Here is a 17218-nt window from a genome sequence, read left to right on the forward strand (position 1 = left end):
ACTCAAGCGTCCAGATCGTCCTCGGTTTCAGCAACTGTCAGTTCATCGATGACGTTGTGGAAATCGACGGCCTTGCTGAAATTACGGTAAACCGAGGCAAAGCGGATATAGGCAATATCGTCGATGCCTTTCAGCGCATCCATCGCCAACCGCCCGATTTCATCGGACGTCACCTCCGCCTCACCCGAACTTTCGAGCTGGCGGACAATACCGGAAATGGCGCGCTCCACCCGCTCATTATCGACGTCGCGCTTGCGCAGCGCCACTTCGATGGATCGTGTCAGCTTGTCACGATCAAAAGGAACCCGACGCCCGCTTTTCTTCACGACCATCAGGTCGCGCAACTGCACGCGCTCAAAAGTTGTGAAACGCCCGCCGCAGACCGAACAGACGCGGCGCCTGCGAATGACGGCACCGTCTTCCGCCGGACGGGAATCCTTCACTTGCGTATCTTCAGACTGGCAATAGGGACAACGCATGGAACTCTTTCACTCACTCTTCGAAGACTGATTCCCATAGATCATAGCTGATCTGCGCCAATCAACCTACCGAATGCGACCCACCGGATATGGGGGCAAAAAAGCCCCGCTCAACAGAGTTGAACGGGGCTTCGTGTCAATCATGGAAACAGGCTTATCCCTGGTAGCCGTACATCGGGAAGCGGTCGGTCAGGGCGATGACCTTTTCCTTTACCGCCTGTTCGACGGCGGCATTGCCTTCGTCGGAATTGGCGACTTTCAGGCCGTCGAGAACCTCGGCGATCAGCGAACCGATTTCCTTGAATTCCGCAACGCCGAAGCCGCGCGTCGTACCGGCAGGCGTGCCAAGACGGACGCCCGAGGTCACAAACGGCTTTTCAGGGTCGAACGGAATGCCGTTCTTGTTGCAGGTGATGTTGGCGCGGCCAAGCGCAGCTTCCGCCCGCTTGCCGGTTGCGTTCTTGGGACGCAGATCGACCAGCATAAGATGGTTATCGGTGCCGCCCGAAACGATGTCGAGGCCATTCGACTTCAGCTCTTCAGCCAGCGCGCGCGCATTGTCGACGACGTTCTTGGCATAGAGCTTGAACTCCGGCTTCAGCGCTTCAGCAAAGGCAACAGCCTTACCGGCGATGACATGCATCAGCGGGCCGCCCTGAAGACCAGGGAACACAGCCGAGTTGATCTTCTTGGCAATGTCGGCGTCGTTGGTGAGGATCATGCCGCCGCGTGGACCACGAAGCGATTTGTGCGTCGTCGTCGTGCAGACATGCGCATGTGGAACCGGCGAAGGATGGACACCACCGGCAACGAGGCCGGCAATATGCGCCATATCGACCATGAGATACGCACCCACTTCGTCGGCGATCTCGCGGAAACGCTTCCAGTCCCAGACGCGCGAATAGGCCGTGCCGCCTGCGAGGATGAGCTTCGGCTTGTTTTCGCGTGCGAGACGGGCAACTTCGTCCATGTCGAGCAGATGATCATCCTTGCGGACGCCATAGGACACGACATTGAACCACTTGCCGGACATGTTGACCGGCGAACCATGGGTCAGGTGACCGCCCGAATTGAGGTCGAGGCCCATGAACGTGTCGCCCGGCTGAAGAAGCGCAAGGAACACGGCCTGGTTCATCTGGCTGCCGGAATTCGGCTGAACATTGGCGAATTCGGCGCCGAAGAGCTTCTTGGCGCGTTCGATGGCCAGTTCTTCAACAACGTCGACATACTGGCAGCCGCCATAATAGCGCTTGCCCGGATAGCCTTCGGCATATTTGTTGGTGAGGATGGAACCCTGCGCTTCCAGAACAGCGCGCGAAACGATGTTTTCCGAGGCGATCAGCTCGATTTCATGGCGCTGACGACCGAGTTCGTTGCGGATTGCACCGAAAATCTCGGAATCAATGTCCTCGAGGCTTGCATTGAAGAAAACGTCGGACGACGCGTTCTTGGCGGCGGCGTTGGCTTGAGACATATTTCACACCCTCCGGGTTAGCCGGTAAAAGCTATATGGATGAGGCGCATTATCACACTTGGGAGCACAAGGCCAATGGCCGCAAAGCGAAAAGCATGTTCCAAAATGCGGCAAACCGATTTGATAATTCAACAGAGACGAAAAAGCCGCCCGGAACGGGTCCGGACGGCTTCGAAAATTCAAACTCAGGATGAGAATCAGGTGTCGGTGCCGAGTGCGAGTTCGGTCGCACCATCCATCTTGTAGATGTCATCGCGGAACTGCACCACACCATCGCCGGTAGACCAGGCGGAAATGTAGACAAAGTGCAACGGAACCGGATCAGCAAGCTGGATCGGGGTATTCGTGCCGGATTTGATCGTGCTTTCGATGTTCTGGCGATCCCAGCCGGCAGTGTTCTTCAACAGCCATACGTCGAGATCGCGCACGTTCTGGACGCGGACGCAGCCTGACGAGTCGAAGCGCATGAGCTTGTTGAAATAGCTCTTCTGCGGTGTATCGTGCATATAGACTGCGTGCTGGTTGTGGAAGTTGATCTTCGTCGAAGACATAGCGTTGATCTTGCCGGGATCCTGACGGAACATCAGCTTCACTGCATCGTCCGTATTCCAGTCGATGCTTTCCGGCGCAACTTCCTGACCGGACTGGTCGTAGAGGCGGATCTTGTTCTTCGCCAGATATTGCGGGTCTTTCCGCATCAGCGGAATGATGTCCTTCTGGATGATCGACTTCGGTGCAGTCCAGTAAGGATTGAGAATGACTTCGTGGATCTTCGAATTGAGGATGGGCGTCTGACGGTCGATCTTGCCGACAACCGCCGTATGGCGTTGCACGACGCTGCCGCCTTCAACGGCCTCGATACGTGCAGCCGGAATGTTGACCATCACGAAACGCTGTTCCTGCATACCCTGATTGGCCAGAGGCGAAAGGCGCTGCAGGTTGGTCTGGAGCTGTCCGAGGCGGGTATTTGCGTCCACATTCATGGCCGCATAGGTAAACTGCCCCATAACACCGTCGGCCGGCAGGCCATGACGGGACTGGAAGCGCTTCACGGCAGCATCGACATAGGTGTCGAAAGAACTGGAAAGCCCGGCTTCCTGCGGCAGATCGCCGGAAATCATGAGGCGCTTGCGCAGCGCCTGCACGGACGGATCGGTGACACCGATCTGAAGCTTTGCGTTGCCCGGCACGCTCGGCCAGCCACCGCGACCGGCAATATCGGTATATTGCGCTATAGCAGTCTGGAGATTGCCGACCGTCTGCGGGCTCAAAACCGGCTGGTTGGTCGCGACCCGCTGGCCGCCCGTTGCACGGGCGTCGAACTGGTCAGCCCAGTTGCCGCGGCGCGAGGATCCGATAACGTCGGTCAGAGCTTGCTGAGCATAAGCCGATGAAACCATGGCGGAGGCAGCCACGGAAAGGCCGGCGGTTGCCGCGCCGCGCAGGAAACTCCGGCGATCTACTCTGAAAGCATCGGCTGGTCTGTCGGTCTTGGTCATTTTGCTTAGTCCCAAAAGGCTAACCGCTCGCGCGGGATCTTCCCAGAGAATATCAGCAATAGGTCAACAAGGCGATAACCGGATTGCAAGCAACGCAAAGCTGCTCGCTTATCCGAAATTCGATTTCGAGCCCATTCCTGACTGAAGGTGGCACAATATTGCCCGTGCCGTTCTAAAACGCTTATGTCGTTTTTTATGGCTTAATCATGTCGCACGGCCGGAATTTCAAGCCATGCGCCTTACGATTGGGAGCTTCACAGCGCCTTATTCTTCTCAATGGCAGCCCGTTGTGACAGTTCTGCAACAAAGCTTTCCGCCAGCCAGCACTCAGTTAGTTTAGAGCCGATAGGCGATGCTGTCGTTCCAGAAACGGTCAAGGCGCTGCAGCGACTTGTTCATCGCCATGAATTCTTCGACCTGGATACCGCCGACCTGCTCGATCGATGCGATATGGCGCTCGTAGAGCGAGGCCACCTGGCTGGCGATCTCATTGCCCTTGTCGGTCAGGCTGACGCGTACCGAACGGCGGTCGACGCGCGAACGCTGATGGTGGATGAAGCCCATGTCGACAAGCTTCTTGAGATTGTACGAAACATTGGAGCCGAGATAGTAACCGCGTGAGCGCAGTTCACCGGCGGTCAGTTCCGAATTACCGATATTGAACAGCAAAAGTGCCTGCGTCGCGTTGATGTCGTTCTGGCCGTTACGGTCAAATTCGTCCTTAACGACATCAAGCAGGCGACGATGCAGACGCTCGACCAGCTGGAGTGCTTCCAGATAAAGCGAACGAAGTGCAGTTTCCGGTGTCATGAGCGGAGCGGATATGTCCGTCTTGCGCTGTGCGTTGGTCATTTCTTTTGCCTCTCTGCCGGAGCCGCATTTCATGAAACCATGATGCAGCTCTCTTCCTGTTTTATGCGGTGTATTGTTTTCACCTTGTCTGGAGAGGAATTTAGGGGAGATGCATAAAATTCGACTTAAAAGTCAGCCTTAACAGTAACTTACCGGAGAGATTGGTCATTCAGGCTTAATGTTTGCTTACTCCGCGCCATTTATGAGGCTTGATCTGAAAGCACGGTTTCAGTGCAAACATGCCGGTTTTCCGGGGCTTCGCAAGGTCGCCACATTAAACTTTCGTCATTTGAGAAGTGTGTCGATAGCAGGTAGATACGAGCCATCAACAATCTATTGGAGGGACCATGGCGCTTCGTCTTGCACAGTATTTTGTGGTCGGCGGGCTTTTAAGCTTTACCGGCTTTACGAATTTCGCTCATGCCGAACCGGTTACCACAGCTCCACAAATGACCATGTATAAAGACCCTTACTGCGGGTGCTGCGACGGCTGGGCAGACCACATGAAAGCTGCTGGCTTCAATGTCACCGTCAAGGTCGAGGAGGCGATGGACGCCGTAAAGGCAAAGTATGGCGTCGGCGCAAATCTTGCCTCATGCCACACGGCGGTGGTGGATGGGTATGTCATTGAGGGGCATGTTCCGGCCGGTGCGGTGAAGCAGTTGCTGGCAGAACGCCCGCAGGCAACGGGACTGACTGCGCCCGGCATGCCGATGGGATCGCCGGGCATGGAAATGCCGGGCCGCAAAGCCGATACCTATGATGTCCTGCTCTTCAAGGGTCAGATGACGAAGCCCTTCGCCCGCTATGAAGGCACGCAGGCGCTTTAATGCATGTCTCCCAAAAGTGGGAACCGCCTTCGCGGGGAAATCAGTCCACTGGACTGATTTCTGATCCCGCTACGATGGGATAAAGACATGCATGAGAATAAAAGCTTAAAGCGTGTCGTATGACTACGATAAAGCGCGACACGCTTTAAGAGGTCAGACCTGCAGGCTCGCACGTGCTTGCCGTCTTTTCTCGAAAAAGAGCAGAATACGAAAGACGATATAAATACCTATACAAGCCGCGTTGAACCCAACGGTCAGCGGCCTGTATTCGAAATGCCGGGAAAAAACGGAATAAATGGCGATTTCGCCGAGTGCCGCCACGAACCACAGCACAGGCCCCCAGGGCGCCCGCATCCACAATCCGGTTGCCGCAACCGGCATCAGAACAGCCAGAGCGACGACCGCGGTCTGCCAGGGCCAGGGCATCAGATCGAAACGCCAGAGAAGTCCCGGGTGAAGTCCGATCAGCCTGATCCAGTAGAAAACGCCGCTGGCCAGAGCCACGAGAGCAAGTATCCGAACGAACCATGTAAAGGCCCATTCGGTTCCGCTCGGCTGGGTATGCTGGCGCAACTCGTTCATATGCATCAAAAGGTCAGTTCCCTGTCACCCAGATTTGCAAAATAGGCATTGACCTGTTCAGGCTTCACCTCATCGAGGTTTGCCGGTTTCCACGCAGGCGCACCATCCTTGTCTATGAGCAATGCACGAACGCCCTCATAGAAATCGTGCGCTTCCAGCATCCGGTTGGCAATGCGGTATTCCATACGCATGCAATCATCGAGATCAAGTGGACGGCCGTCGGTAATCTGGCGGAACGTCACCGCGACGCTGGTTGGCGAGCGGGTGGCGATCACATTCACGATGTCCATTGCAGCCTTGTTGCCCGCTTCCGCTTCTTTTTCAAGGGCCGCCACACAATCGCCAAGCGTTGCGCCGGAAAAACACTCAGCGATGATCTGGCGCGTTTCGACCGCGGTTTCAAAATCGGGATACTGGCTGCGCGTCAATGCCGCATCAATATCGGCAGTCGCAATGATATCGTCCCGCAAATCGTGCAGATCGCTTGCGGCTACGGCGTGGGTTGCAATGCCGCTCTGCAGGCAGTCACCCCAGCGGATGCGATTGCCGGTCAGCGCCAGATAGTAGCCGAAATTGTCATGCAGATGCGGAAGGAAAGCACTGCCGCCCACATCGGGAAAGAAGCCGATGCCGGTCTCCGGCATGGCGAACATGGTGTTTTCAGTCACGATGCGATGCGAACCATGAACGGAAATACCCGCACCGCCGCCCATGACGATCCCGTTAATGAGCGAGATATAGGGCTTCGGAAAACGTCCGATCCGGGCATTGAGCCGATATTCGTCACGAAAAAACTCATAGGCAGGCGTTCCAGACCGTCCCGCCTTATAGGCCGCAACCACATCGCCGCCCGCGCAGAATGCTCGCCCTTCGCCTTCCAGAATCACACAGGCCACCTCCGGATCTTCTTCCCAGGTCTGCAATGCGCGATCCAACGCCAGAATCATTTTATGCGTGAGCGCATTAAGGGCTTCGGTCCGCGTAAGCTTCACAAGCCCCGCCTTCCCCTTGCGTTCAAAGCTGATTTCGCTGCCACCGCCGAAGTCAATCTGCATATCGTGTCTCCCGTTCCATCAAATGGGTAGAAAGTGAGACGCCCCGCGTCAATCCTGCACAGGTCAATGTTCTTGGTTTCATCACTTTTCCCATGATAAACGGTGCGCATCCGATATCAGCCTTGAGATTTCATAATCCAAGGGATCAATTCTCGGGAATAGCTTGATGACCGACCGCCAGTCCAAATACCTGCCCGCCAATATCAGCCAGCATGTCGATGACGTTACCGGCAGCAGACGTCTGCGCCGCATGCGCAAGGCCGACTGGTCGCGCAGGCTGGTGCAGGAAACCCGACTGACGGTCGACGACCTTATCCTGCCTTTCTTCCTGACCTATGGAACCGGCGTGGCGGAGCCTGTGGAAGCAATGCCCGGCGTCGAACGCTATTCGGTCGATATGGCCGTGCGCATGGCGGAAAAGGCTGCAAGGCTTGGCATTCCTGCAATTGCTCCCTTCCCGCGCGAAAAGCTGGAAGTGAAGACCGAGGACGGCGCCTTCGTCGCAAGCCCGGACAATCTGATCAATCGCGCCGTGCGCGCAATCAAGAAGGAAGTGCCGGAAATCGGCATCATCACCGATGCAGCGCTCGATCCCTTCACCACGCATGGCCATGACGGCATTTTGCGGAACGGCGAGATCGTCAATGACGAATCGGTTGCCATGGTGGTTCGCGGTGCGCTTTCGCAAGCCGAAGCCGGTGCCGATATCATTGCGCCTTCCGATATGATGGACGGCCGCGTCGGTGCCGTGCGACAGGCGTTGGACGAACATGGGTTCAGCCACCTGCCGATCATGTCCTATGCCACCAAATTCGCTTCGGCCTTCTATGGCCCTTATCGCGATGCCATCGGCACGCAGGGACTGCTGAAAGGCGACAAGAAGACCTATTATCTCGATCCGGCCAATCCGGAAGAAGCCGTGCGCGAAGCCGAGCAGGATATTGCCGAAGGCGCGGATATGCTGATGGTGAAGCCCGGCCTGCCCTATCTCGACATCATCCATCGCCTGAAGAGCGAGTTCCGTCTTCCCACCTATGCCTATCAGGTGTCGGGTGAATACGCGATGATCAGGGCCGCCGGGATCAATGGCTGGATCGACGAAGAAAAGGTCATGATGGAAAGCCTTCTGGCGTTCAAGCGCGCAGGCTGTGACGGAATCCTCACCTATTTCGCAATAGAAGTGGCTGAAAAGCTTAAGCAACAGGGCTAAGCTGCCAGTTCTTCCGGCGGGAAATCTTCAATTTTCCTTGAAACCGCCGATTTCGGTTCCCATGTTGTTGTGTGTTCCGCCGAGGTGGCGGGACAGCGCCGGTCGTTTCATTCGCCGGGCGCTTCTCTGGAAACGACTGGAAGGAACAATGTCCGACCACATTCTGCACGGCGAAGTCATGGGTCCGCGTTATGAAAGCCGCGCATTCTTTGAAGGCGTGCGCACGCGCCGCATAATGGCTTTTCTGATCGATTACCTGATTGTCTTTTTGCTCTGCATCCCGGCAGCAATCATCATTGCAATCCTCGGCATCATTACGCTCAGTCTCGGCTGGATGCTCTATGGCATCATGTTTCCGATGGTCGCGCTGTTTTATGTGGCGCGCACGCTGGGCGGGCCGCAGCAGGCCACCAAGGGCATGCAGATGATGAACATCAAGCTCGTCCGGCTTGAAGGCGGCACGGTCGATCCGATGCTCGCTATCGTTCACACGGTTTTGTTCTGGGGTCTCAATGTGGTGCTGACGCCGCTGATCCTGCTTGCGACGCTCGTTCTCGACCGCAAGCGCACGGTGCACGATCTTCTGCTTGGCACGGCTGTCATTCGTTCAGATCGATAAGCGATCGAGCAGTTCCCACTTTTCGGGATACGCTTCAGATCAAAAAAATTCAGAGCCGGCTGCGCAAAATGCCTATTGACGTTTTGTGCCGTCGGCTCAATCCTTACAAACAGTATCGTGATGGTTTCGGTATTACCATTTCGTGGATATTGAATGACCCATCAACCGCAACAGTCTCCGCAGTTCTTTCTGACAGCTCCCTCGCCCTGCCCTTATCTTGAGGGTCAGATGGAGCGAAAAGTCTTTACGCATCTGGTCGGCGACAAGGCCAACGAGATCAACGATCTTCTGACCCAGGGCGGTTTTCGCCGCTCCCAGAACATTGCCTACCGCCCGGCCTGCGAATTGTGCAGAGCGTGCGTTTCTGTGCGCATACTGGCCGGTGAATTTGAAATGACGCGCAATATGCGCCGCATCTGGAACCAGAACCGCGACCTGATCGGGCGTGTGCACAAGGCACAGCCCAGCACCGAACAATATGCGCTCTTCCGCGATTATCTCGACGCGCGCCACCGTTCCGGCGGCATGTCGGACATGACCGTTCTCGACTATGCGATGATGGTGGAGGATACCCACGTCAATACGCAGATCATCGAATATCGCAAGCGCGGGCCGGACAGTTTCATCGATCCGAAAGGCGATGGCGAACTGGTTGCCGTGGCTCTGACCGACGTGATGGCCGACGGGCTGTCGATGGTCTATTCATTTTTCTCGCCGCATATGCATGAGCGCTCGCTCGGCACCTATATGATCCTCGACCATATCCAGCGCGCACATGCGGCGGGCCTGCCGCATGTCTATCTCGGCTATTGGGTCGAAGGATCGCGGAAAATGCAATATAAGATTCGCTTCACACCGCAGGAGCATCTGGGCCCCCGCGGCTGGCAGCGGTTCGAGGGTTAGGGCGCGAGCTGTTTTTCCATCGGATATGACAGTTTCCTGCCCCACCATAACTGCGGTTCGCCTGCGGGCCTGTAGCCTATTCCCTGATAAAATCGACGCGCCGTTTCCGTGCTGACAAGGCGGGCAACCGTCACCTCGCGCAGCAAAAGGTAGCTCTCAAGCTCCGACATGAGCACCTTGCTGACACCGTGGAAGCGAAACTCCGACGCGACGTAATTCAGCAGGATTTCCCCCTTGTCCGTCGCCAGCCCGACCCCCGCCATGGCGCTGCCGATTTCGGCGACGAGCAACGATTGAAACGGCGTTCCTATCCACTTGCTCACATTTTCCGGGGTCTTGTTGGCGAGCCAAGGCAGCAGAATATCGTCGCGTCCCTCATGATCGACCGTGCAAAGCTCGGTAATGGAGCGCCTCAAAACGTCACAAATTTTGGCGGCATCGTCAGATAAAGCCGGGCGAACGTGCATGGAACCTCCTGGAGCGCGGCCTGTATGGCCGCATCCCATGTTATTCAGCAACTACCCGCAAATCGACCGCAACTTCTTGCGGCTCCGAACGATTCAGAACTTGCCCGAACGCGGGAAGCCCTTCGGGACCAGACGGCCGGCAGAGGCGCGCGCGCCGATCCATTCGACAAGCTCTTCCTTGCTGCGATTGAAGGTGCGCTCTGCCGAATCCTGCCAGGAAAGCCCTTCGGCAATCGCAAAGGTGCGGACGTCGGATACGCCGCCATCCTTGTACTTTTGCAGGCGCACGCCCTTGCCGCGGGTCATTTCCGGGATATCGGAAAGCGGGAAGACCACCATCTTGCGATTCTCACCGACGACAGCAATGTGATCGCCGGAAACGCGCTGGCACAGCTTCGCCTCGTCCGGAGCCTTGACGTTCATCACCTGCTTGCCCTTGCGGGTGTTGGCGACCGCCTCGTTTTCCGGAACAATGAAACCGTTACCCTCGTGGCTGACCAACAGCAGTTTCGCCGCCGGATCATGCACGAAGGCGGTCAGGATATCCTGATCGTTTTCCATATCGACGAGGATGCGGATCGGCTCGCCATGGCCGCGACCGCCCGGAAGCGTGTTGGCGCCGATGGTGAAGAACTTGCCGCCCGTCGTGAAGAACAGAAGCTTGTCGGTGGTCTCGGCATGGAAAGCGAGCTTGAGCTTGTCGCCCTCCTTGAACGAAAGCGTCGAGAAGTCGGCCAGATGCCCCTTCATCGCGCGCAGCCAGCCCTTTTCCGACACCACGATGGTAACAGGCTCACGCTCGATCATCGCCTGATGAATATCTTCAAGGTCATGAGTGGGCGCATTGGCAAAAGTCGTACGACGTGCGCCCAACTTGGTCTTCGGGCCAAACTTCTCGCGCACCGACTTGATTTCGGCGCTGATCTTCTTCCACTGGCGCGTGCCGGAAGCGAGCAGACCTTCGAGATCCGCCTTCTCGGCGGTAAGATCATCGAACTCCTTGCGGATTTCGAATTCCTCAAGCTTGCGCAAGGAACGCAGGCGCATGTTAAGGATCGACTCGGCCTGAACGTCGGTCAGTTCGAATGTCCGCATCAATTCCTGTTTCGGCTCATCCTCCTCGCGGATGATGCGGATCACCTCATCGAGATTAAGATAGGCGATCAGAAAGCCGCCAAGGATTTCCAGCCGTCTTTCGATCTCCGCCAGACGATATTGCGAGCGGCGGACAAGCACTTCCTTGCGGTGGTCGAGCCACTCACGCAGAACGCTGCCCAGCGACAGAACGTTCGGCACCTTGCCGTGCGACAGCACGTTCATGTTGAGCGAAACGCGGCTTTCCAGCTCGGTCAGCTTGAACAGCGATTCCATCAAAAGCGCGGGATCGACCGAACGGTTCTTCGGCTCCAGAACGATGCGGATGTCTTCCGCCGATTCATCGCGAATGTCGTCGAGCAATGGCAGCTTCTTTGCCAGCAGCAGCTCGGCGATCTTTTCGATCAGTCGCGATTTCTGCACCTGATAGGGAATTTCGGTGACGACGATCACCCAGGTGCCGCGATTGCCCTCTTCCTTCTCCCAGCGGGCACGAACGCGAAATGCGCCGCGGCCCGTGCGATAGGCGTCGAGAATATTGCCGTGCTCTTCGACAAGGATGCCGCCCGTCGGGAAATCCGGGCCGCGCACCTTGCATTTCAACAGTGCAGCCGGATCAGTCTCGGCTTCGCGCTTCAGTTCTTCCCATTGTTCCGGCGAGGTAACGAGTTCCTCCACCGGCGCGTCGGGATGATTGATGAGATAGAGTGCGGACGAGCAAAGCTCCGCCACATTATGCGGCGGAATATTGGTCGCCATGCCGACCGCAATGCCCGCCGAACCGTTTGCAAGCAGGTTCGGGAAAGCGCCCGGAAGAACGATCGGTTCTTCATCCTCTTCATTATAGGTCGGGCGAAAATCAATGGCGTTTTCGTTGATGCCTTCCAGCAGCAGCGTCGCAACTTCCGTCATGCGCGCTTCGGTGTAGCGCATGGCAGCCGCGTTATCGCCATCAATATTGCCGAAATTGCCCTGCCCGTCCACAAGCGGATAGCGCACCGCGAAATCCTGAGCCAGACGCACCAGCGCATCGTAGATCGACGCGTCGCCATGGGGATGGAACTTGCCCATCACATCGCCGACGATGCGGGCGCATTTCGCATAGGCCTGATCGGGATTGAGGCGCAACAGACGCATGGCGTGCATGATGCGGCGATGCACCGGCTTCAGGCCGTCGCGCACGTCCGGCAGCGCGCGATGCATGATCGTCGACAGCGCATAAGCGAGGTAACGTTCCTCGAGAGCCGATTTGAGGTCGACCCGCTCGATGTGTTCTTCGCCGTCATCCGGCGGAATCAGACTTTTTCCCATGTCTCTCAGTACCAACTGCGCGATTCGCCAGCAAGAGTTCAGGAGAACCAATCCAGTACATTAGTGCGTCGTGCGTCCATTTGGACGCACAAAGGTCGCCCTAACTTATTGAATCTACGCATCGTGCTTTCCAAAAATCGATTCCGATTTTTGGGCCGATGCTGTAGTGTGCAATAGTCGCAATCCTGCCGCCATTTGTGTCCTATAGAGCTGTTGGGGGCAAGTTTCCCCGGCTGCAATCGCAGGCTGAGGAAATCATGTTGTTATTGCGCATGATTTCCGCCTATGAATGCCGCGCTATACTAGAGATTAGGCAGGAGCTTCGAATGCAGGTATTCGTCAATATCAAGCCAGCGGCACGTGTTTTAGCCGCCGGTACAGCGCTTTCGCTGATTTTCGGCAGCGCGGCCATGGCGGCAGATGCCAATGCAGTCGCCGAGCGCATCAAGGCGCTCTACGCAAAACAGGGCGGCGAGCTTAGCTTTGCCAATGTTCAGGCGAATGGCTCCGACATCGTGCTTCAGGGCACCAAAATCAAGCTCCCGACGGTCGGTGAAAAAGAAACCGCCCTCGGCGACGTGACACTCCAGAACGTTCAGGATGCACCGGACGGCGGCTATAGCATCGAACAGGTCACCGTACCCGACCTCGCCTTTGCCGGTGAGGCCGACAAGAACGACAAGGCCGAGATCAAGGGCCTTGCCATGCAGAATGTCCATATTCCGTCGGAAACGGCCAAGGGGCCGCTCGACAGCATGGTCATGTATGACAAGCTGAAGATCGACGAAATCCAGTTCGGCACGCCCGGCACGGATGGCGCCACTGTAAAGGGGTTCGACCTGTCGCTCGACACGTCCAACAAGGCCGAGAAGATCGATTATGTCTGGACCATTGCCAATATCGACGCGACCTTTGAAAAGGGCGGCAAGAACCCGCTTGCACCGCTTGACATGAATACCTTCAACGGTTCGCTGAACTCCAAGGGCAGCTGGTCACCGGCTTCGGGCGACACTTCGCTGGACCAGCTGGAGCTGCAGGCAAGGGAACTCGGCAAGATCAACATCACCGGCAGCCTGGGCGGTTATGATTTGGCTTTCCTCGAAGCCGTACAGAAGACCCAGGAAAGCATGAGCAAGGCCGACGCAGACAAGGACGCTGCCGGTCTCGCCATTCTGGGCTTGGCAGAACAGCTGAATCTCAAGAACCTGTCGATCCGATTCGACAACGAAACACTGACCCAGAAGCTTCTGGATTATTATGCCAAGCAACAGGGCGCCGATGGCAAGCAGCTTGGCGAGCAGCTGAAAATGATGGTTCCGCTGATGGCGACACAGCTGAAGAACCCGGAATTCGCCCAGCAGCTCAAGGCTGCATCCGACAAGTTCTTCGACGATCCGAAGTCGCTCACCATTAGCGCGTCGCCGGACCAGCCGGTGACCTTCGCTTCCATCGTTGCTACCGCATCGCTGGACCCGACGAAGATCATCCAGCTGCTGAAAGTCAGCGTCGACGCCAACAATTAAAATGAAAAAGCCCGGTGATTTTTTTCACCGGGCTTTTTCAGATGCATAAAAAACCCGGCTCAAGGCCGGGTTTTTCTATCAGTTTTAGCTCTTTTGAACCGGAGCCAGACGGATATGAAGGTCACGCAGCTGCGCGGGCGACACATCCGAAGGCGCGTTCATCAGAAGATCGAGCGCCTGCTGGTTCATCGGGAACAGCGAGATTTCGCGCAGGTTCTTCGCACCGACCAGAAGCATGATGACGCGGTCGATACCGGCGGCCATACCGCCATGCGGAGGCGCACCGTACTGGAACGCACGGTAGAGGCCGCCGAAACGCTCTTCCACATCCTGTTGGCTCAGGCCAACCTTTTCAAACGCCTTGACCATGACGTCCGGCAATTGGTTACGAATCGAACCGGAAGCGATTTCAAAACCGTTGCAGACGAGATCGTACTGGTAGGCCTTGATTTCCAGCGGGTCCTGGTTTTCCAGCGCGTCCATACCGCCCTGCGGCATGGAGAACGGATTGTGCGCGAAGTCGAGCTTCTTGTTGTCCTCGTCCCATTCGTAGAACGGGAAGTCGATGATCCAGGCGAGTTCAAAACGGTCGCGATCAACGAGGTTCAGTTCTTCACCAGCACGCGTGCGGGCATCGCCTGCGAACTTGTAGAACTTGGACGGCAGGCCGGCCACGAAGAAGCAGGCATCGCCGTCTTCCAGACCCATCTGCGTGCGGATCGCTTCAGTGCGCTCTTCGCCGATGTTCTTGGCAATCGGGCCAGCGCCTTCGAGCTTGTCGCCTTCCTTTCGCCAGAAGATATAGCCGAGGCCCGGCTGGCCTTCGCTCTGCGCCCAGGAATTCATACGGTCGCAGAATGCGCGCGAACCGCCGGTCTTGGCCGGGATTGCCCAGACCTCGACCTTTGGATCGTTGGCGATCATGTTTGCGAAGACCTTGAAGCCGGAACCCGCAAAATGGTCGGTCACGGCCTGCATCTCGATCGGGTTACGCAGGTCCGGCTTGTCCGAACCATAGGTGCGGATCGCGTCGTCATAGGCGATGCGACGGAAGGTCTGCGTTACCGGCTTGCCTTCGGCAAACTCTTCAAAGATGCCGCGCATAACCGGTTCCATCGTTTCCCAGACTTCTTCCTGGGTCACGAAGCTCATTTCAAGGTCGAGCTGGTAGAACTCGCCCGGCAGGCGGTCGGCACGCGGGTCTTCGTCGCGGAAGCAAGGCGCGATCTGGAAGTAGCGGTCGAAACCGGCAACCATCAGAAGCTGCTTGTATTGCTGCGGCGCCTGCGGCAGCGCGTAAAACTTGCCTTCATGAATACGGCTCGGTACGAGGAAGTCGCGCGCGCCTTCGGGCGAGGAAGCCGTCAGGATTGGCGTGGTGAACTCGTTGAAGCCGATTTCGGTCATGCGGCGACGCATCGCGGCGATGATCTTCGTGCGGCTCATGATGTTCTTGTGCAGCGTTTCGCGGCGCAGATCGAGGAAGCGATACTTCAGGCGGATATCTTCCGGATAATCCGGCTCGCCGAAGACAGGCAGCGGCAATTCCTTGGCAGCGGCCAGCACTTCGATTTCGGTTGCGAAGATTTCCACCTCGCCAGTCGGCAGATTCGTATTGACCGCATCGTCTGCGCGGGCCTTCACTTCACCATCGACACGGATAACCCATTCGCCGCGAACGGTTTCGGCAACCTTGAAGGCGAGCGAATCGGGATCGGCCACGATCTGGGTAATGCCGTAATGATCGCGAAGATCGATGAAGAGAATGCCGCCATGGTCACGGACGCGGTGAACCCATCCGGAAAGGCGAACGTTCGAACCAACGTCCGTCTTGCGAAGGGCTGCGCAGGTATGGCTGCGGTAACGGTGCATGATTTCTGCCTTTGGAATAATAAGTCAGTACTAACTGACGGAAACGCTTTAAATTCTCGCGGAAAAGCGCATTTTGACCGGGTTTTGTCAAGTCTGCACTCCCTACGGGTTTTGGTGTTAAACCACCTTGACGTAACGTGTCGACAAAAAACACTATGAGCACGCTCTGCGGAACGCTACTTACTGATTATTTAGCGACAAGCGGCAAAGCTTTGTCTCTTTGTTTTGTCGCATTATCCGACGCAAAACCGCTTCGCACTTTTGCTGGAAATGCTCTAAAAGGTTGACATGCATCTGATTACGACCACTGAGGCCCTTGAAGAGGCCGTATCCGCCCTCGCCAAATCCGACTTCGTTACGGTTGATACGGAATTCATCCGTGAAACGACGTTCTGGCCGGAATTGTGCCTTATCCAAATGGCTTCGCCGGACCATACGGCGCTTGTGGACGCGCTTGCGCCGGGTCTCGACCTTGCGCCCTTCTTCCGCCTGATGGCGGACGAGAAGATCGTCAAGGTTTTCCACGCCGCACGGCAGGATATCGAAATCGTCTTCCATCTCGGCAATCTTATCCCCTCGCCAGTCTTCGACAGTCAGGTCGCGGCGATGGTCTGCGGTTTCGGTGATGCGATTTCCTACGACCAGCTTGTCCAGAAGGTCACCGGCAAGCACATCGACAAGTCGTCGCGATTCACCGACTGGCGTCGGCGGCCGCTTTCGGAAAAGCAGCTCGACTATGCTCTCGCGGACGTTACCTATCTGCGCGATATCTACCTCTATCTGAAGGAAGAACTTCGCAAAGAAGGCCGCAGCGAGTGGGTAAACGAGGAAATGGCGGTGTTGACTTCCCGCGAAACCTACGACCTGCATCCGGATGATGCGTGGCGGCGCGTGAAAGCCCGCGTGCGAAAGCCGCTTGAACTTGCCATCGTGCAGGCTGTGGCCGCCTGGCGTGAACGCGAAGCACGCGAGCGCAATGTGCCGCGCGGACGCATCATCAAGGACGACACCATAGCTGAAATCGCACTGCAGCAGCCGCGTGACTCGGAAGCGCTGGGCCGTTTGCGCTCGATTCCCAAAGGATGGGAGCGGTCGGCGCAGGCTGCAGGTCTTGTTACCGCGATCCAGTCCGCGCTTGAAATCCCCAAGGAAGATTTGCCGAAATTGCCGAAGCCGTCGCATTCGCCGGAAGGCAGCGCCGCTGCTGCAGATATTCTCAAGGTGTTGCTCAAGCTTGTAACGGAAGAATACGGCGTTGCAGCAAAGATCGTGGCCAGTTCGGACGACATCGACAAGATTGCCACAGAAGGCGGCAAGGCCAATGTGCCTGCCCTGCACGGCTGGCGTCGCGAGGTGTTCGGTCAGAAGGCGCTCGATCTCATCGAGGGGAAGATCGGCATCAAGTTCGAGAACCGGCGGATCACGGCGGTTGAGTTAGGGCAGTAGG

15 protein-coding genes are annotated in these 17218 nt (G+C 56.8%); 6 read left to right on the forward strand and 9 right to left on the reverse strand.

Going from position 1 to position 17218, the window contains the following annotated elements; genetic code table 11:
• Positions 1–2 precede the first annotated feature (2 nt).
• The 4 genes from nrdR to ldtR all read right to left on the reverse strand — a co-directional run bounded on the left by nrdR (position 3) and on the right by ldtR (position 4304).
• Positions 3–479 carry a transcriptional regulator NrdR gene (nrdR, locus tag JNC70_RS09745; RefSeq protein ID WP_104753959.1) on the reverse strand — a complete coding sequence of 159 codons (477 nt, stop codon included), beginning with the start codon at positions 477–479 and terminating at the stop codon, positions 3–5.
• Between the two features lie 154 nt (positions 480–633).
• On the reverse strand, positions 634–1953 hold the full coding sequence (gene glyA, locus JNC70_RS09750) for a serine hydroxymethyltransferase (RefSeq protein ID WP_104753958.1): 1320 nt from the start codon (positions 1951–1953) through the stop codon (positions 634–636).
• 197 nt (positions 1954–2150) lie between these two features.
• The gene (locus JNC70_RS09755; RefSeq protein ID WP_104754106.1) at positions 2151–3452 is read right to left on the reverse strand and encodes a L,D-transpeptidase family protein; all 1302 of its coding nucleotides are present in this window, start codon (positions 3450–3452) and stop codon (positions 2151–2153) included.
• Between the two features lie 336 nt (positions 3453–3788).
• A complete protein-coding gene (gene ldtR / locus JNC70_RS09760) occupies positions 3789–4304 on the reverse strand; it encodes a transcriptional regulator LdtR (RefSeq protein ID WP_104753957.1) in 516 nt (171 codons plus the stop codon).
• A 347-nt stretch (positions 4305–4651) separates the two neighbouring features.
• Here ldtR and JNC70_RS09765 point away from each other — a divergent pair, with 347 nt between their 5' ends.
• Positions 4652–5134 (forward strand): DUF411 domain-containing protein, encoded by a 483-nt coding sequence (locus tag JNC70_RS09765; RefSeq protein ID WP_104753956.1) that lies wholly within the window; start codon positions 4652–4654, stop codon positions 5132–5134.
• Positions 5135–5287: 153 nt separating this feature from the next.
• Here JNC70_RS09765 and JNC70_RS09770 read toward each other — a convergent pair whose 3' ends face one another.
• Positions 5288–5722 (reverse strand): DUF6163 family protein, encoded by a 435-nt coding sequence (locus JNC70_RS09770; protein WP_104753955.1) that lies wholly within the window; start codon positions 5720–5722, stop codon positions 5288–5290.
• The gene (locus JNC70_RS09775) at positions 5722–6771 is read right to left on the reverse strand and encodes an enoyl-CoA hydratase/isomerase family protein (RefSeq protein ID WP_104753954.1); all 1050 of its coding nucleotides are present in this window, start codon (positions 6769–6771) and stop codon (positions 5722–5724) included. The genes JNC70_RS09770 and JNC70_RS09775 overlap by 1 nt, the downstream gene beginning before the upstream one ends.
• A 166-nt stretch (positions 6772–6937) precedes the next feature.
• Here JNC70_RS09775 and hemB point away from each other — a divergent pair, with 166 nt between their 5' ends.
• The 3 genes from hemB (at position 6938) to JNC70_RS09790 (ending at position 9503) form a co-directional block, all read left to right on the forward strand.
• On the forward strand, positions 6938–7981 hold the full coding sequence (gene hemB / locus JNC70_RS09780) for a porphobilinogen synthase (RefSeq protein ID WP_104753953.1): 1044 nt from the start codon (positions 6938–6940) through the stop codon (positions 7979–7981).
• Positions 7982–8129: 148 nt separating this feature from the next.
• On the forward strand, positions 8130–8600 hold the full coding sequence (locus JNC70_RS09785) for an RDD family protein (protein ID WP_104753952.1): 471 nt from the start codon (positions 8130–8132) through the stop codon (positions 8598–8600).
• A gap of 153 nt (positions 8601–8753) precedes the next feature.
• Positions 8754–9503: an arginyltransferase gene (locus tag JNC70_RS09790; RefSeq protein ID WP_104753951.1), complete on the forward strand. Its 750-nt coding sequence runs from the start codon at positions 8754–8756 to the stop codon at positions 9501–9503.
• On the opposite strand, the gene JNC70_RS09795 is transcribed toward JNC70_RS09790, so the two are convergent.
• Positions 9500–9970, reverse strand: coding sequence for a GNAT family N-acetyltransferase (locus tag JNC70_RS09795; RefSeq protein WP_104753950.1), 471 nt, complete (start codon positions 9968–9970; stop codon positions 9500–9502). The two genes, JNC70_RS09790 and JNC70_RS09795, sit on opposite strands and share 4 nt — an antisense overlap.
• Before the next feature lie 93 nt (positions 9971–10063).
• On the reverse strand, positions 10064–12376 hold the full coding sequence (locus JNC70_RS09800; protein ID WP_104753949.1) for a DNA topoisomerase IV subunit A: 2313 nt from the start codon (positions 12374–12376) through the stop codon (positions 10064–10066).
• A gap of 326 nt (positions 12377–12702) precedes the next feature.
• Here JNC70_RS09800 and JNC70_RS09805 point away from each other — a divergent pair, with 326 nt between their 5' ends.
• Entirely contained in the window at positions 12703–13899 is a 1197-nt protein-coding gene (locus JNC70_RS09805) for an aq_1923 C-terminal domain (RefSeq protein WP_104753948.1), read from the forward strand.
• A gap of 84 nt (positions 13900–13983) precedes the next feature.
• Here JNC70_RS09805 and aspS read toward each other — a convergent pair whose 3' ends face one another.
• On the reverse strand, positions 13984–15771 hold the full coding sequence (gene aspS, locus JNC70_RS09810; RefSeq protein WP_104753947.1) for an aspartate--tRNA ligase: 1788 nt from the start codon (positions 15769–15771) through the stop codon (positions 13984–13986).
• A gap of 288 nt (positions 15772–16059) precedes the next feature.
• Between aspS and rnd the strand changes: the two genes are divergently transcribed.
• Positions 16060–17217 (forward strand): ribonuclease D, encoded by a 1158-nt coding sequence (gene rnd / locus JNC70_RS09815; protein WP_104753946.1) that lies wholly within the window; start codon positions 16060–16062, stop codon positions 17215–17217.
• Position 17218 lies beyond the last annotated feature (1 nt).

Origin of the sequence: Brucella oryzae (assembly GCF_041929965.1) — a bacterium.
Classification (GTDB): domain Bacteria; phylum Pseudomonadota; class Alphaproteobacteria; order Rhizobiales; family Rhizobiaceae; genus Brucella; species Brucella oryzae.

Coding starts and splice junctions, on each gene's coding strand:
- nrdR (WP_104753959.1), bottom strand. CDS start 479: ATGCGTTGTCCCTATTGCCAGTCTGAAGATACGCAAGTGAAGGATTCC.
- glyA (WP_104753958.1), bottom strand. CDS start 1,953: ATGTCTCAAGCCAACGCCGCCGCCAAGAACGCGTCGTCCGACGTTTTC.
- JNC70_RS09755 (WP_104754106.1), bottom strand. CDS start 3,452: ATGACCAAGACCGACAGACCAGCCGATGCTTTCAGAGTAGATCGCCGG.
- ldtR (WP_104753957.1), bottom strand. CDS start 4,304: ATGACCAACGCACAGCGCAAGACGGACATATCCGCTCCGCTCATGACA.
- JNC70_RS09765 (WP_104753956.1), top strand. CDS start 4,652: ATGGCGCTTCGTCTTGCACAGTATTTTGTGGTCGGCGGGCTTTTAAGC.
- JNC70_RS09770 (WP_104753955.1), bottom strand. CDS start 5,722: ATGCATATGAACGAGTTGCGCCAGCATACCCAGCCGAGCGGAACCGAA.
- JNC70_RS09775 (WP_104753954.1), bottom strand. CDS start 6,771: ATGCAGATTGACTTCGGCGGTGGCAGCGAAATCAGCTTTGAACGCAAG.
- hemB (WP_104753953.1), top strand. CDS start 6,938: ATGACCGACCGCCAGTCCAAATACCTGCCCGCCAATATCAGCCAGCAT.
- JNC70_RS09785 (WP_104753952.1), top strand. CDS start 8,130: ATGTCCGACCACATTCTGCACGGCGAAGTCATGGGTCCGCGTTATGAA.
- JNC70_RS09790 (WP_104753951.1), top strand. CDS start 8,754: ATGACCCATCAACCGCAACAGTCTCCGCAGTTCTTTCTGACAGCTCCC.
- JNC70_RS09795 (WP_104753950.1), bottom strand. CDS start 9,970: ATGCACGTTCGCCCGGCTTTATCTGACGATGCCGCCAAAATTTGTGAC.
- JNC70_RS09800 (WP_104753949.1), bottom strand. CDS start 12,376: ATGGGAAAAAGTCTGATTCCGCCGGATGACGGCGAAGAACACATCGAG.
- JNC70_RS09805 (WP_104753948.1), top strand. CDS start 12,703: ATGCAGGTATTCGTCAATATCAAGCCAGCGGCACGTGTTTTAGCCGCC.
- aspS (WP_104753947.1), bottom strand. CDS start 15,771: ATGCACCGTTACCGCAGCCATACCTGCGCAGCCCTTCGCAAGACGGAC.
- rnd (WP_104753946.1), top strand. CDS start 16,060: ATGCATCTGATTACGACCACTGAGGCCCTTGAAGAGGCCGTATCCGCC.